We start from the raw sequence: 14,310 nt of genomic DNA on the forward strand, positions 1-14,310 counted from the left end.
CTTATAGCCGCGCAGCGTCTAGCAGGACGAAGTCCGCCCTAGTCTCTAGGCTATAAATTGATAACAAGCGGTAAGGGCGATGACAAGCGAGAGAACAGCGAACGAGCCTAGATGCTAGAACGCTTGTCATCGCTTGTTATCGTTTTCATCACTTGCTCGCTTAATCTGCTCTTATAGCCGCGCAGCGTCTAGCAGGACGAAGTCCGTCCTAGTCTCTAGGCTGTTAATCGCTTGTCATCGCTTGATACCGCTCTTTACCGCCGGTTACCTTTCTCAACTCATTTGGTGCAATGCTGCAGTAATTGGACAAAGAAATCGCTGCCTTTACGTTCCGCAAAAGCTATATTTCGCTCAGGAATGGATTCAGGATCAGTATAGTTGGCTAATGCCATTTCCATGCTGGCTTCACGGATAATATGCAAACAAGGGTAGGGGGAGCGATTGGTAAAATTAGCCGCACTGTCTTGTGGTTCACCTTCAAAACAATAGTCCGGATGAAAGGTCGCTAATTGATAAACACCTTCATAGCCTTGCTCAATTAACTCATCGGTAGCGTAATCGACTAAATCTAAATAAGGGTAAAAACCTTCAAAACCTCGCGGCAAAATAAACAGCGTGGTTTCAGTTTCAGGATGATTATCTAAGTATTGGCACTCTTCAATTAGCGCCTTTAACACAGACTTTGTTTTAGTTTCTTCAATGGCAACATAACGAATGCTAGCGCGTTCGACTTCTCGACGGGCAAACGGACAAATGTTGTATTTCATAATGACATCTTTTACCCAATTTTCAGTATGAGTAAGACATTCATGTTGTTCCATTAGTTAACCTTTTAACGCTAAAAAATTGATTAGTGGGTTGCTGGCGGTAACATCATTGGAATGATCGATGCCACTAATAATAAAGCCATTGTGATATTAAAAATACGTTGCTGACGCTCATTTTTAAGTAAACGTTTAAGTGCCACGCCAAACCCTAACCAAACAATCGCACACGGAAATGCCACGCATAAAAATACGCTGGCAATGGTCACGACTTGGCTATTGATCTCTTGTTGTACTGAGGTAAATGTAGCAATGGCACCTACCGCCATAATCCATCCCTTTGGATTTACCCATTGAAATGCTGCCGCTTGTAAAAAGCTAAACGGTTTGCTTACTTTTTTACCTTCCATTTTACTGCTGCTATTGGCAATTAACCATGACAGATAAAGTAGGTAACTAATACCAATCACTTTAATCACAATATGAATAAAAGGATAAGCTTGAAATATTGCACTTAACCCAAGCCCGACCGCTAATATCATGGTCGGAAAACCCAAGCTAATACCCATTAAGTGCGGAATACTGCGCTTAATACCAAAATTAACCCCAGAGGTCATTAGCATAATGTTGTTAGGGCCAGGAGTAATACCGGCAGAAAAAGCAAATAAAGCAATGGCGAATACTAACTCCATGAAAGGGTCTCTGTAGTGAATTAATAAGATATTTTTATAAATCGAATTCTAGGGGAAATGAGTGATTCACCATAATGATTTTTTTAACGCTTGGTTAAATTTGTCATTTCAAGACTAAAAAAACACTCGTTTTACTGTTAACGGTTTGATATTTATCAAATAAATTATTAGTTACTAAGTGTAATTCTGGTTGGTCATTTTTACTTAACAAGTTCAAATTTTACCTTTGAAGTCGTTATTTCGGCATGTAGACGGTTTTTAGCGATTAAGTTACAAGTCATTAGCAAGTTAATCGCTAGATAGTTTAATAACTAACGTCTACTTCATAAGATGAAAACTTACGAATATTAATTACCCCAGTATCAAAAATAAGGTATTGACCTTTTATGCCTTGCAAAATACCAGTGACTTCAGCAATTTTATCAAAGTTGTGTGATTTAACTTTCACCGGAAACTGCGTAATTGGGTAGCTAATCGCTTGAATGTTGGCATCAAGGCGTTCAATAACAATGTCTTGGTATTCGACTGCGAGCGCTTGCAGTTTATCTTCAATTAGCGGAATAAGTTGGGCTGCTTGTTCAACCAAATCGACATCATCATTATGACCTTTTAGCATAGCTTGCCAATGAGTTTTGTCGTTAATGAATTTGGCTAATTCAATTTCGATTAAGCCCGACATTTTACGGGTCGACACTTTAAAAATCGGTAAGCCCTGAGTCGCCCCTTGGTCTATCCAACGGGTTGGGATTTGAGTATGGCGAGTAATGCCGACTTTAATCCCTGATGTATTCGATAAATACACGTAGTGGGGCACAAAGCAATTTGATATGCCCCATTCAGGTTCGCGGCAAGTGCCTTGATCAAAATGGCATGTTTCTGGTTTCATTATACACAAGTCGCAACTGGCCAGTTTTGTCATGCATACGTAGCAGTGACCTTGAGAATAACTTTTCTTAGTCTTTTTACCGCAGTTGCTGCAAAAAATATTACCTGTATGAGTCATGGTTAATGACTTACCAATAAGCGGGTTAAGCGCCAAACGCGCTTCACCAACAGGTAAATGATATTCCACCTCATGGTTATCATTGAGGTGGGTTTTCAGTTTTGATAGCGTTCCAAACATGGTTAATCCATTTTTATCATCATTATTTCGTGGCAGTTTAACAGAGGATCAAAACGGATTTTAGACTTAATTGGTTTTCAATGTCTAAATTAACTTATGCTGATTTACTCAGTTTATCTAATACAACATCATCACCCATTTCATACAGTGATGCTGTAATTTGCTCTTCTTGGCTCGGATCGGTTAATCCTAATGCCATAGTAGCTCTAAATAATGCAATGCCCGTGTGACTGGCGGTTTCATATTGGCTACTAAATTGTTCTATATTTACGCCTAGGGCATTCATTTTATTAGATATATGCAACACAATCCCTGGGCGATCATATGCGACTAAGTTATAGTGCAAATGTTTAATAGGTTTAGCACTTAAGGTTGTTTTAGCGAAGGTTAAGGTTAAGCCGTCAATGCATTCCAAGGCGTCAATTAACTCATCCCATTTTAGCGCAGGCACTTCTAATTGTAATATTGCTGCAAAAATACCGTCTATATGGCGCATTTCAGAGTCTAGCCAGTTGCCACCATGGCGGCTTACTACATTGGCAATCTGTTCTACTAAGCCTTTTCTATCAGGTGCTTGAAGAGTAATAAGATAACGCATCATTCGATATTTCTCCTATAAATAATGTCTGTAACACAAATGTCATATTTACGTCATATAATCGCAGCCACTTAAGATTGTGTTATTGTTTTACTGCTGTTTACTTTCATATATTTAGTCATAAATATTTATTGTTAGCATAGTAGACTACACATTCAAAGCGCTAATTATGGCATCGATTAATTATTAGAGGTTCTTAATGGAAAGTCAGGTCAATAAACCTGGTTCTGCGGAAAAAAGTCTACTCGTTGATAGACATGCAACCCGCAGAGCATTTAAGGATAAAGCAGCAGAGATTGGGGTAACCGTTGGCGGCACATTAGTGTTTGTCACCCTGTTATTAATATTTTTCTATTTGCTGTATGTCATCAAGCCCATTTTTGATGGGGCACATATAGAACCTGTTACGAGTGTGAGTTATCAACATGCTGATGTTAAAACCTTAACTGTTGGTAGCGATGAACAAAACGAAGTGCTCTATCGCGTGACCGAATCGGGTGTAGTTGACTTTTATTCAGCCGCGAGCGGTGAATTGATTTCATCTTTTAAGCCAAAAATTCCTGAAGGCACAACGGTCACCAGCAGTGCTAAATCGAGCCCAAGTGAGCAACGTTTTGCATTAGGGCTGAGCAACGGGCAAGTGATTGTTGTCGGCATTGAGTTTGGATTAACCTACCCAGACAATAAACGCTTGATTACGCCGACTTTACGTTATCCGATGGGAGAAACGCCATTAACGATTAATAGTGAGGGCGCTGTTTATAATCTGGTGTTTGATTTTAGCGACAGCCGCATGAGCTTTGCTTACCAAAATGCCAATGGTGCTTGGAAGCTTAATCGCCAAGAAGGCGAAGAAAACATGATGACTGAGGAAGTTGAATGGTCATCTGTTGAAGTGTTTATTGATGATGCACCTAATCATGTTATATCAGCGATAATGACTCCAGATCATCGTCAGCTTATTTTGAGTACCAATAATAAACTATTTATTTATAACACTCGCGATGCCGACTCTATTGAGTTACTACAAGTTGTCGATGTTAAAAAAGTGAATGCTGAAGTTAAGCAAGTAAATTTACTTGCCGGAGCAAGCTCTATATTGGTGAGTTATGACAGCGGTATTGTGAGTCAGTACTTCCAAGTTAATAGCGAAAAAGGTCGTTTATATCAGCAGATTCGTGAGTTTGATGACCTTGCTCCAGTCAGTGTAATGGCGACAGAGTTTTATCGTAAAAGCTTTGCAGTGTTGAGTGCAGATGGCGAATTAACCCTGCTTTATACAACCAGTGAACGTCAGTTATTCGACGAGAAATTTCAGTTAACTAACCCAGGTAAAATGGGCTTCAGCCCGCGTTCAAACGCCTTGGTGATTGAGGCCGATAACAAACTTAACCTTTTCTCTGTTGAAAATGATCATCCAGAAATATCCTGGAGCGCATTGTGGGAAAAAGTATGGTACGAAGGTTACCCTGAACCACAATATGTGTGGCAGTCCACTTCTGGTTCTGACGACTTTGAAGCCAAATTAAGCTTAATGCCACTGGCATTTGGTACCATGAAAGCGGCATTTTACGCCATGCTATTCGCTGCGCCATTGGCGATTGCGGGGGCGATATATACCGCTTACTTCATGACACCTAAAGTGCGTAATGTAGTAAAGCCTACCATTGAAATCATGGAAGCATTACCGACGGTTATTTTAGGTTTCTTAGCTGGTTTATGGTTAGCGCCACTGATTGAAGATCATTTGCCCGGCATTGTGGTGTTGTTGATGTTATTGCCCACATCAATACTTGCCACTGCATTTGCTTGGAGTAAATTGCCAGAAAAATGGAAGCAACGCTTACCTGAAACCTATCAAGAGCTAATGCTATTGCCAGTGATTCTATTTATTGGTTGGTTCTCCTTTGAAATCAGCCCAATAATTGAAGTGGCGTTATTTGACGGCAATACTCGTCAATTTATTACCAATGATTTAGGCATCACATTCGACCAACGTAATGCGCTGGTTGTGGGTATTGCCATGGGATTTGCGGTCATTCCAACCATATTCTCGATTGCTGAAGATGCGATTTTCTCTGTACCACGTCATTTATCAAACGGCAGTTTGGCACTGGGTGCAACAAACTGGCAAACCCTGACCAAGGTGGTATTGCTTACCGCAAGTCCGGGTATTTTCTCGGCTATCATGATGGGCTTAGGCCGTGCAGTGGGTGAAACCATGATTGTGTTAATGGCTACCGGTAATACTGCAATCCTTGAGTGGAGTGTATTTGAAGGTATGCGTACCTTAGCGGCAAACATTGCCGTAGAAATGCCTGAGTCGGCCATTGGCAGTACGCATTATCGCGTATTGTTCTTAGCTGCCTTTGTATTGTTCGTGTTCACCTTCTTCTTTAATACCATTGCTGAAGTTGTTCGCCAACGTTTACGCGAACGTTATAGCTCACTGTAAGGAAAGATGATGACTCAATTAATGATTAATTCGCCAATCGCCTTGAGAGGTTTGTGCAATGGGTAAGTGGTTTAAATCAGGTTCACCGTGGATTTGGATGACCGGTGGTGCCGTTAGTATCAGTTTGATTGCCGTTTTAGGCTTATTACTGTTAATCGCTTGGCGTGGCTTGAGTTACTTTTGGCCTGCTGATGTTTATGAATGGCAACTCGAAGACAACAATGGTGTTAAAAGTACCTTAATTGGTGAGATTTACGACCGTGAAGAGGTGCCTACAGAGCGCTTAATTTCAGCTGGTCATAAATTTGCCAAACACCCTGGTGAGTTTGTTACTCGTTACTTGGTAAAAACCGGTAACCGTGAGTTTGTTGGTTTAGATTTTCGTTGGATTTTAGGAACCGATATCGTTAGCCGCTCTATGCCTGCTGATGTCGCTAAACTTGAACGAACTAAAAACGGTAATTTTTACGGTTATCCTGTTGCGGTAATCGAAGACGGTAAACGTTTAGAGCTAACTAATGAAGCAGACATAGAAGCGTCTTTGTTTGACCATATCGACCGCGCAGTGGCAATTTCTGACGAAGCCTTGGAGTTGCAAAAAAGCGATATTGGCTCGATAAATTATCAAATGGAACGTCTACGTTTGAAAGAGCGTGGTTATGAGCTTGATGGTGAATTAACGGCTGAGCGTAAAGCGGATATCAAGGCGCAAATCGAACAGCTTAACCAAGACTACTTAGTGCTTGAAAAAGACTTGTTTGCCCTGCGTGATAAAGCGGCGCGTGATTCTGTGGTGATTAAAGACATGCGCGGTGTTGAAGTCACCTTGCAACTGGACTCAATTTTAGACGTAAGTTATGTCAATCACATGAGTTTGCTAGGTAAAGTGGGTCACTGGTTTGTGGGAATAGGTCGCTTTGTGAGTGATGACCCGCGTGAAGCCAATACTGAAGGTGGTGTTTTCCCCGCTATTTTTGGCACGGTATTTATGGTGATGCTCATGGCCGTTATCGTGACGCCATTTGGAGTTGTCGCTGCTATTTACTTGCACGAATACGCCAAGAAAGGCCCTATTACTAAGCTTATCCGTATTGCGGTGATTAACTTAGCCGGTGTACCGTCAATTGTTTATGGTGTGTTTGGTTTAGGTTTCTTTGTGTACATGATGGGCGGCTCAATTGACCAATTGTTCTTCCCAGAAGCGTTACCAGCACCGACATTTGGCTCTCCTGGGGTGATTTGGTCTGCATTAACTTTAGCCATTTTAACCTTGCCGGTGGTGATTGTATCAACCGAAGAGGGTTTAAGCCGAATTCCGAGTGCTGTGCGTCAAGGCAGCTTGGCATTAGGCGCGACTAAAGCCGAGACCTTATGGCGCATTGTTATTCCAATGGCAAGCCCAGCAATTATGACTGGTTTGATTTTAGCCGTGGCACGTGCTGCCGGCGAAGTGGCGCCGTTGATGTTAGTGGGTGTAGTAAAATTAGCCCCAACATTACCGATTGATATGAACTTCCCGTTTGTGCATTTAGAACGTAAGTTCATGCACTTAGGTTTCCATATTTACGATGTAGGCTTCCAAAGCCCTAACGTAGAAGCCGCACGCCCATTGGTGTACGCAACTTCGTTCTTATTAGTATCTGTAATTGTTGCTCTTAATTTAACCGCTATCAGCGTGCGCAACCATTTACGTGAAAAATTCCGTTCGCTAGAACATTAATTAGCGATATCCTGAGGAAAGATAAAATGATTTCTATTGATAGTTCAGCAATGCAAACAGAAGCCGTTGATTTAGCTAATTTACCGGCACAGGATACCGCACTTGAAATCCGTAATCTTGATTTACGTTACGGTGACAAACAAGCGCTATTTGATGTGTCGATGAAGATCCCTAAAAAACAAGTTACGGCATTTATCGGCCCAAGTGGTTGCGGTAAATCAACGCTGTTACGTTGTATTAACCGCATGAATGATTTGGTTGATAGTTGTAAAATTGAAGGTGAAATCTTACTTCATGGGCAGAACATTTATGACAAGAAAGTCGATGTAGCGGCACTACGTCGTAACGTCGGTATGGTGTTTCAGCGTCCTAACCCGTTCCCTAAGTCAATTTACGAAAACGTGGTGTATGGTTTACGTTTGCAAGGGTTAAGTAATCGTCGTGATTTAGACGAAGCGGCAGAGCGTTCATTGCGTGGCGCAGCGATTTGGGACGAAGTGAAAGACCGTCTACACGACAATGCATTTGGTTTATCTGGTGGTCAGCAACAACGTTTGGTGATTGCCCGTGCCATTGCCATTGAGCCAGAAGTATTATTACTCGATGAGCCAACGTCAGCACTTGACCCAATCTCAACCTTAACTATTGAAGAATTGATTACTGAGTTAAAGCAAAAATATACCGTGGTGATTGTGACGCATAACATGCAACAAGCGGCACGAGTGTCAGATCAAACGGCCTTTATGTACATGGGTGAATTGGTTGAGTACGCTAATACCAACACCATTTTCACGACCCCTAAAAAGCGTAAAACAGAAGATTATATTACTGGTCGTTACGGTTAATCTTGCTTAAAACGCTTTTAATTAACATACAGAATTTAGGTGGGTATCATGGAAAAAATGAATTTAAGTAAACACATATCAGGTCAGTTTAATGCCGAGCTTGATGATATTCGTAATCGCGTATTAGCCATGGGCGGGCTTGTTGAGCGCCAGCTTGAGCAAGCATTGGATGCGCTAGCAACACTTGACTCAGAATTAGCGCAACAAGTGATTGAAGGCGACCACAAAGTCAATGGTATGGAAGTGGCTATTGATGAAGAGTGCACCCGTATTATTGCTAAGCGTCAACCTGCTGCCAGTGATTTACGCTTAATTTTGGCTATTTCTAAAACCATTACCGATCTTGAACGCATTGGTGATGCTTGTGTTCGTATCGCCAAAGCCGCGGTAGAAAAGCGCGCTAACAGTCAACAGCCTTTATTGGTGAGTATTGAAAACATGGGGCGTCATGCTACACGTATGTTGCACTCAACGTTAGATGCATTAGCACGTATGGATGCTGATCAAGCATTTGAGTTACACAAAGAAGATGCGAAATTAGACAAAGAGTATGAAGGTATTATTCGTCAATTAATGACTCATATGATGGAAGATCCTCGTTCAATCCCTGGTGTGTTAGACGTATTATGGGCTGCGCGTGCAGTTGAGCGTGTCGGCGACCGTTGTAAAAATATCTGTGAATACGTTATTTACTATGTGAAAGGTAAAGACGTTCGCCATATTTCTTACGAAGAAATGGAAAAAGAGCTGTAATAGGTCTTAGCGACTTTAGAAACGCCCTATGTTGCACTGTTTATCGAACAAACAGCCCCGCATAGGGCGTTTTTGTTTAGCGGTTTTGATGGATATTTGTTATCTTTGGCGCCTAAATCTGATGTAGAAGAAATCGTTCATGAAAAATACCCTTACTCGTGGTTTAACCAATTTATTACCTATGGTGTTGTCTATTTGGCTATTTTGGTCATTGTTTATCTCACTCGATGGCTTAGGTAAATTATTGCTTGATATTGTGGGGGTAAAAGCGGCTTTTGTTGGCGCAGGATTTTGTTTGGTAGCGAGTTTAGTGTTTGTAGCGGGATTATTATTTTCCGTTAGTCCAATTGCTTGGGTGTACGGTTGGGTAGAAAACCAACTGATGAAGTTTCCTTTGTTTAAATCTGTTTATGGCAGTATTCGTGATATCGCCAGTTTAATGAACCGCGACGGCCAACCTAAAACCCAAAAAACGGTATTAGTCAAACAAGCCAATGGTAGTTTTGTCGTGGGCTTTATTATGAGTGACTCAGCACCACAACCCCTTGCCGATGCATTGCCAGAAGGTGATTGGGTGCCAGTATTATTCCAACTCAGTTACCAAATAGCTGGGGTGACAAGTTTGGTTAAACGCGACGACCTTATTTTTGTCGATTGGTCATTTGAAGATGCAATGCGCTTTAATTTAACCGCTGGAATATCGAACAGTAAAGCAGCTTAAATAGGCTGGAAGACGGTTTGAGCGATAACGCTGATAAAAGCGGTATTAAGCGGTATCAAGCGATAGCGGCGATAACAAGCGATAACGGTGCTAACAAGCGATAACAAACCTAGATGCTAGAGCGGACTGCGTCCTGCTAGTTCGCTTCGCTGCTATAAGAGCCTGTTTAAGCGGTAACGGCGATAACAAGCGATAACATGCCTAGATACTAGAGCGGACTGCGTCCTGCTAGTTCGCTTCGCTGCTATAAGAGCCAGTTGACGGTAACAATCGGTATCAAGCGATAGCGGCGATAACAAGCGATAACAAACATAGAGACTAGAGCGGACTGCGTCCTGCTAGTTCGCTTCGCTGCTATAAGAGCCAGTTGAAGGGAAACAATCGGTATCAAGCGATAGCTGCGCTAACAAGCGATAACAAACCTAGAGACTAGAGCGGACTGCGTCCTACTAGTTCGCTTCGCTGCTATAATAGCCTCTTTAAGCGGTAACAAGCGGTAACGGCGCTAATAAACGATAATGGCGATAACATGCCTAGATACTAGAGCGGACTGCGTCTTGCTAGTTTGCTTCGCTGCTATAAGAGCCCGTTTGCGGTAACAAGCGATAGCGGCGAGCGATGCGCTTGTCATCTCACTTTATTGCTTATCATCGTTTGTTACTTTGCTTGTATAGTATCTAGGCTTTAGGTGATTAGAGCAAGCTAAGTGATGTTTTGTCATTGTTTTGTCATTGTTAATAGTGCTAATCACACAATAATCTTAAAATAAGATCTAGCAAATAATTGCCGCAAGCGATAACAGTGATTATCCTTGGGGTAATTTCATTTATGAGTGATAAATCAATGTCAGCCAACGAAAGTAAATTAGATAAAGTATTAGCTGAAGCGAGAGACTACAAAGCTTCTCGTGAAAAAGGATATCGTGAGCAAGCACTTAAGCTATATCCTTGGGTGTGTGGGCGTTGTACTAGAGAATTTATACATAAAAACTTATCTGAATTAACTGTGCATCACCGTGATCATAATCATGACAATAACCCGTCAGATGGCACGAATTGGGAGTTGTTGTGCCTGTACTGTCACGACAATGAACACTCACGCTTTGAAGAGCTTATTCGTTACGGTAGCACTAAAGAAGCCAAACAAGATGCTGCCACTTTCAATCCGTTCGCAGACTTAAAAGCGATGATGAAGAAGTAGAGCAGAGACGGTGAAAGTCGGTAAGATCGATGAAAATCGATAACAAGCGATGGCGAGCGATAAAAAGCCTAGGAACTAGGTCGCTTCGCGGCGAGATGCTATACAGGCAATGTCAAAAGCTGGTAAGAACGATAAAATCGATAACAGGCGATGACAAGCGGGAAACAGCCTCGGAGCTAGGTCGCTTCGCGGCGAGATGCTATACAGGCAATGTCAAAAGCTGGTAAGAACGATAAAAATCGATAACAGGCGATGACAAGCGGGAAACTGCCTCGGAGCTAGGTCGCTTCGCGGCGAGATGCTATAAAATCAAATTCAAAAGATTAAAGCTTAGGGCTAGGTCCTATCATGGAAATACTTCTGAGCTGGATCTGCTTGATGCTTTACCGTTGTTATAGAAGCGAAGCGCACTAGCTGGACGAAGTCCGCCCTAGCATCTAGGCTCGTAATCGCTCGTTATCACCTATTACCGTTTAATCCGCTTTTCAGCTTCCAACCATTTTGCCCGTGACAACGTTTGGTTGTTGTTGTCGCCTAAATACAGCTGTTTTCTGCCTTCTAGACTATCAAAAATTTGTTTCTTTCGTTCTTCACTGGCTTGTGACCACGTTACAATTTCATCAATGTGACGAAAACAGCCCATACAATAATCGTCAGCATTTAAGCCACAACGGGCGACACAAGGTGAGTGCATAGTTTACAATTCCAGTTCGGTGATTTAATGACTCGCATCCTATCATTTCAATCGGCTAAGGTTAACTACAAGTCTCAATATGTCCGTAATCAAATATCAACAGACCTTTAATGCCATAGACTCACTTCTTGAGGCTCTAAAACCCTTATGGCAGCTGGTCGCGTTTGAGTGTGACCACTTACCTTGGCAGCACGATTTCCCACAATTAGCCCAAAAGGTGTGGCAACTTGATGATGTAGAAATTGATACTATTGATATGGATCAGCAACAGCTTGTAGAGTCGTTGTTGCCAAGTCTGATTTGCGATATCAAGCAAAGCAAACTGCCGCAGGTTGATCAGTTAATTAGCCAATTAAGCTTGTTAGTCATCACTTTGCCTACAAGTACGATTAACAGTGACGATGCTCAAGCTGTTTCTGACACTGAAACACTCGTGAATGATCACCTAAATAGCGATTCAGCGCATTTTAGTGCCCATATTAAAGGTCGAAAGTGGCAACAGATTACCGCGTTCTCGGAGCAAGTTGATCCACAATCTCAACCCCAACTACCTCGGTTACCTATTTTAGAGTGGTGTGCTGGTAAAGGGCATTTGGGCCGCTTGGTGGCTAAGCAGCAAAATGTTGAGGTAACAAGTATTGAGTGGCAAGCGAGTTTATGCTCACAAGGCCAGGTTTTTGCAAAACAATGGCAATTACCGCAAACTTTTATTTGTGCCGATGCTTTTGCGCCAATCGACCCAGGTAAACCGCTTTTGTTAATTGATCAACATGCAATCGCATTGCACGCCTGTGGTGATTTACACATTCGTTTACTCCAACTCGCAGTATCGGCAGGCACTCGGGTGATGTCTATTTCACCCTGCTGTTATCATTTGATTGAACATACACATTATCAACCGCTATCGGCCTTAGCCAAAGTCAGTGCGGTCAAACTGTCAAAGCATGACTTACAGCTGCCATTGCAACAAAGCGTTATTGCAGGCACCAAAAAACAAACATTACGCAATCAAGAGATATCATGGCGCTTAGGTTTTGACAGTTTGCAACGAGAAATTCGCGGCATCGATGCTTATTTATCGGTGCCGACCATTAAAAAAAGCCAGCTTAGTGGCAGTTTTAGCGACTTTTGCCAATGGGCTGCAAATCAAAAGCATTTAGTTATATCCAGTGAGATTAATTTGAGCCATTATTTGCACCGCGGAATTGAGCGACAACGGCTTACTAAGCGAATAGATTTAGTGGCCCATCTATTTCGCCGAGCTTTGGAGCATTGGCTGTTGCTCGATCGAGTGTGTTTTTTACAAGAGCAGGGATATCAAGTGGCTTTGACTGAATTTTGTGCAAACAGTGTTACACCACGAAATGCGATGATCCAAGCAATTAAAACAAACTAATAGCAGCCTTTGTCACAAAACTGTAAATTAAACCTTTGTTTATACTAGTCTATTTGCCCTAAAACTGTGAAAATCAACAAACTAGTTAATCAAATAATAAAATCTAACCACAATATATTATCCAAATTACCGCATTAGCTTGCTGTTTTTGATTGAATAATTAAGCCATTCTTGTTCAAATGGCGGGTTAATAACGAATAACAACTATTCTAGTGGCTTTTGTGCTTGCTAGAGCGAAGCGAATTATACGGTTTAATGAAATATTCACGCGTCTTTATCAATAGTCTGGCTTATGAGCTAGCACCCCAAGTAGTGTCGAGTAGCGATTTAGAATCTCGCTTGGCCCCGCTTTATCAAAAGTTTCGTATTCCTATGGGGCAACTTGCCGCATTAACCGGAATTACCGAGCGTCGTTGGTGGCCTAAAGGTCATCGTTTATCAGACGGCGCTATTGCTGCTGCACGTAAAGCCGTGAATGAAACCGGTATTAATGTCAGCGACTTAGGTGCTGTGGTTTACACGGGTGTGTGCCGTGACCAACACGAACCAGCAACCGCTTGCCGTATTGCTGCCGAACTTGGCGTGTCTAAAGACACAGCCATTTACGACATCAGCAATGCTTGTTTAGGGGTGTTGTCGGGTATTTTAGATATTGCCAATCGTATTGAACTTGGGCAAATCAAAGCCGGCATGGTTGTGTCGTGCGAATCTGCACGAGATATCGTTGATGCCACCATCGATCACATGCTAGCCGAACCGACAATGCAGAATTTTGCTCAGTCATTGGCTACGTTAACCGGTGGTTCAGGTGCGGTAGCAGTCATTTTAACCGATGGCACTTTGCCACTTACCACCACACGCCAGCATCAATTGCTAGGTGCGAGTCATTTGTCTGCACCTGAGCACCACCAATTGTGTCAATGGGGCCTACAAGAAGCAGGGCACTTATTGTATCGCGAGTTTATGCGTACCGATGCAGTTACCTTGCTCAAAGAAGGCGTAGAACTTGCTAAGCATACTTGGGAGCATTTCCTAGAGCAGCGTGATTGGGTTGTTGAACAAGTTGATAAAGTGATTTGTCACCAAGTGGGCGCATCAAACCGCCGACAAGTGCTAAATGCATTAAACATCCCCCACGAAAAAGAATATCCCACCTATCAAACCTTAGGCAACATGGGCACGGTTTCATTACCGGTTACTGCTGCAATTGCCCACGATGAAGGTTTTTTACGTGTTGGCGACCAAGTCAGCTTTTTAGGGATAGGCAGTGGTTTGAACTGCATGATGTTAGGAATTAAGTGGTAAGCCTTGGGCTGCACTGAATTTTTGCATATCATTATAAAAATAGT

13 protein-coding genes are annotated in these 14,310 nt (G+C 42.3%); 8 read left to right on the top strand and 5 right to left on the bottom strand.

Going from position 1 to position 14,310, the window contains the following annotated elements:
* Positions 1 to 278: 278 nt before the first annotated feature.
* The 4 genes from H5125_RS15570 to H5125_RS15585 form a co-directional block, all read right to left on the bottom strand.
* The gene (locus H5125_RS15570) at positions 279 to 821 is read right to left on the bottom strand and encodes a DUF1415 domain-containing protein (RefSeq protein WP_101086702.1); all 543 of its coding nucleotides are present in this window, start codon (positions 819 to 821) and stop codon (positions 279 to 281) included.
* A gap of 29 nt (positions 822 to 850) precedes the next feature.
* On the bottom strand, positions 851 to 1,456 hold the full coding sequence (locus tag H5125_RS15575) for a LysE family translocator (protein WP_101086703.1): 606 nt from the start codon (positions 1,454 to 1,456) through the stop codon (positions 851 to 853).
* Positions 1,457 to 1,760: 304 nt separating this feature from the next.
* Positions 1,761 to 2,579 (bottom strand): DUF2797 domain-containing protein, encoded by an 819-nt coding sequence (locus H5125_RS15580; RefSeq protein WP_101086704.1) that lies wholly within the window; start codon positions 2,577 to 2,579, stop codon positions 1,761 to 1,763.
* A 94-nt stretch (positions 2,580 to 2,673) separates the two neighbouring features.
* On the bottom strand, positions 2,674 to 3,180 hold the full coding sequence (locus H5125_RS15585; protein ID WP_011636830.1) for a glycine cleavage system protein R: 507 nt from the start codon (positions 3,178 to 3,180) through the stop codon (positions 2,674 to 2,676).
* A gap of 196 nt (positions 3,181 to 3,376) precedes the next feature.
* Here H5125_RS15585 and H5125_RS15590 point away from each other — a divergent pair, with 196 nt between their 5' ends.
* The 6 genes from H5125_RS15590 to H5125_RS15615 all read left to right on the top strand — a co-directional run bounded on the left by H5125_RS15590 (position 3,377) and on the right by H5125_RS15615 (position 10,871).
* Positions 3,377 to 5,632, top strand: a complete 2,256-nt coding sequence (locus H5125_RS15590; protein ID WP_101086705.1) for an ABC transporter permease subunit — start codon at positions 3,377 to 3,379, stop codon at positions 5,630 to 5,632.
* 58 nt (positions 5,633 to 5,690) lie between these two features.
* Complete coding sequence (pstA, locus tag H5125_RS15595; protein WP_101086706.1) at positions 5,691 to 7,352, top strand: phosphate ABC transporter permease PstA; 1,662 nt, start codon at positions 5,691 to 5,693, stop codon at positions 7,350 to 7,352.
* A gap of 26 nt (positions 7,353 to 7,378) precedes the next feature.
* A complete protein-coding gene (gene pstB, locus H5125_RS15600; RefSeq protein ID WP_101086707.1) occupies positions 7,379 to 8,197 on the top strand; it encodes a phosphate ABC transporter ATP-binding protein PstB in 819 nt (272 codons plus the stop codon).
* Between the two features lie 48 nt (positions 8,198 to 8,245).
* Positions 8,246 to 8,950 carry a phosphate signaling complex protein PhoU gene (phoU, locus tag H5125_RS15605; protein ID WP_041412865.1) on the top strand — a complete coding sequence of 235 codons (705 nt, stop codon included), beginning with the start codon at positions 8,246 to 8,248 and terminating at the stop codon, positions 8,948 to 8,950.
* Positions 8,951 to 9,089: 139 nt separating this feature from the next.
* Positions 9,090 to 9,671 (top strand): DUF502 domain-containing protein, encoded by a 582-nt coding sequence (locus tag H5125_RS15610; RefSeq protein WP_182744709.1) that lies wholly within the window; start codon positions 9,090 to 9,092, stop codon positions 9,669 to 9,671.
* A gap of 843 nt (positions 9,672 to 10,514) precedes the next feature.
* Positions 10,515 to 10,871, top strand: a complete 357-nt coding sequence (locus H5125_RS15615) for a YajD family HNH nuclease (RefSeq protein WP_182744720.1) — start codon at positions 10,515 to 10,517, stop codon at positions 10,869 to 10,871.
* A gap of 466 nt (positions 10,872 to 11,337) precedes the next feature.
* Here the strand turns inward: H5125_RS15615 and H5125_RS15620 are convergent, their stop codons facing one another.
* Positions 11,338 to 11,565: a DUF1289 domain-containing protein gene (locus H5125_RS15620; RefSeq protein WP_101086709.1), complete on the bottom strand. Its 228-nt coding sequence runs from the start codon at positions 11,563 to 11,565 to the stop codon at positions 11,338 to 11,340.
* Between the two features lie 79 nt (positions 11,566 to 11,644).
* On the opposite strand from H5125_RS15620, the gene H5125_RS15625 reads away from it, so the two are divergent.
* Both H5125_RS15625 and H5125_RS15630 read left to right on the top strand, forming a co-directional pair.
* Positions 11,645 to 12,961, top strand: coding sequence for a methyltransferase (locus H5125_RS15625; protein ID WP_182744710.1), 1,317 nt, complete (start codon positions 11,645 to 11,647; stop codon positions 12,959 to 12,961).
* A gap of 255 nt (positions 12,962 to 13,216) precedes the next feature.
* Positions 13,217 to 14,266: a 3-oxoacyl-ACP synthase III gene (locus H5125_RS15630; protein ID WP_101086711.1), complete on the top strand. Its 1,050-nt coding sequence runs from the start codon at positions 13,217 to 13,219 to the stop codon at positions 14,264 to 14,266.
* Positions 14,267 to 14,310: the final 44 nt, after the last annotated feature.

The sequence above is a fragment of the Shewanella sp. SR44-4 genome, assembly GCF_014163715.1.
GTDB lineage: Bacteria > Pseudomonadota > Gammaproteobacteria > Enterobacterales > Shewanellaceae > Shewanella.

What these genes read in the sequence shown, in the direction of transcription:
- H5125_RS15570 (WP_101086702.1), bottom strand. Translation starts at nt 821, where the DNA reads ATGGAACAACATGAATGTCTTACTCATACTGAAAATTGGGTAAAAGAT.
- H5125_RS15575 (WP_101086703.1), bottom strand. Translation starts at nt 1,456, where the DNA reads ATGGAGTTAGTATTCGCCATTGCTTTATTTGCTTTTTCTGCCGGTATT.
- H5125_RS15580 (WP_101086704.1), bottom strand. Translation starts at nt 2,579, where the DNA reads ATGTTTGGAACGCTATCAAAACTGAAAACCCACCTCAATGATAACCAT.
- H5125_RS15585 (WP_011636830.1), bottom strand. Translation starts at nt 3,180, where the DNA reads ATGATGCGTTATCTTATTACTCTTCAAGCACCTGATAGAAAAGGCTTA.
- H5125_RS15590 (WP_101086705.1), top strand. Translation starts at nt 3,377, where the DNA reads ATGGAAAGTCAGGTCAATAAACCTGGTTCTGCGGAAAAAAGTCTACTC.
- pstA (WP_101086706.1), top strand. Translation starts at nt 5,691, where the DNA reads ATGGGTAAGTGGTTTAAATCAGGTTCACCGTGGATTTGGATGACCGGT.
- pstB (WP_101086707.1), top strand. Translation starts at nt 7,379, where the DNA reads ATGATTTCTATTGATAGTTCAGCAATGCAAACAGAAGCCGTTGATTTA.
- phoU (WP_041412865.1), top strand. Translation starts at nt 8,246, where the DNA reads ATGGAAAAAATGAATTTAAGTAAACACATATCAGGTCAGTTTAATGCC.
- H5125_RS15610 (WP_182744709.1), top strand. Translation starts at nt 9,090, where the DNA reads ATGAAAAATACCCTTACTCGTGGTTTAACCAATTTATTACCTATGGTG.
- H5125_RS15615 (WP_182744720.1), top strand. Translation starts at nt 10,515, where the DNA reads ATGTCAGCCAACGAAAGTAAATTAGATAAAGTATTAGCTGAAGCGAGA.
- H5125_RS15620 (WP_101086709.1), bottom strand. Translation starts at nt 11,565, where the DNA reads ATGCACTCACCTTGTGTCGCCCGTTGTGGCTTAAATGCTGACGATTAT.
- H5125_RS15625 (WP_182744710.1), top strand. Translation starts at nt 11,645, where the DNA reads ATGTCCGTAATCAAATATCAACAGACCTTTAATGCCATAGACTCACTT.
- H5125_RS15630 (WP_101086711.1), top strand. Translation starts at nt 13,217, where the DNA reads ATGAAATATTCACGCGTCTTTATCAATAGTCTGGCTTATGAGCTAGCA.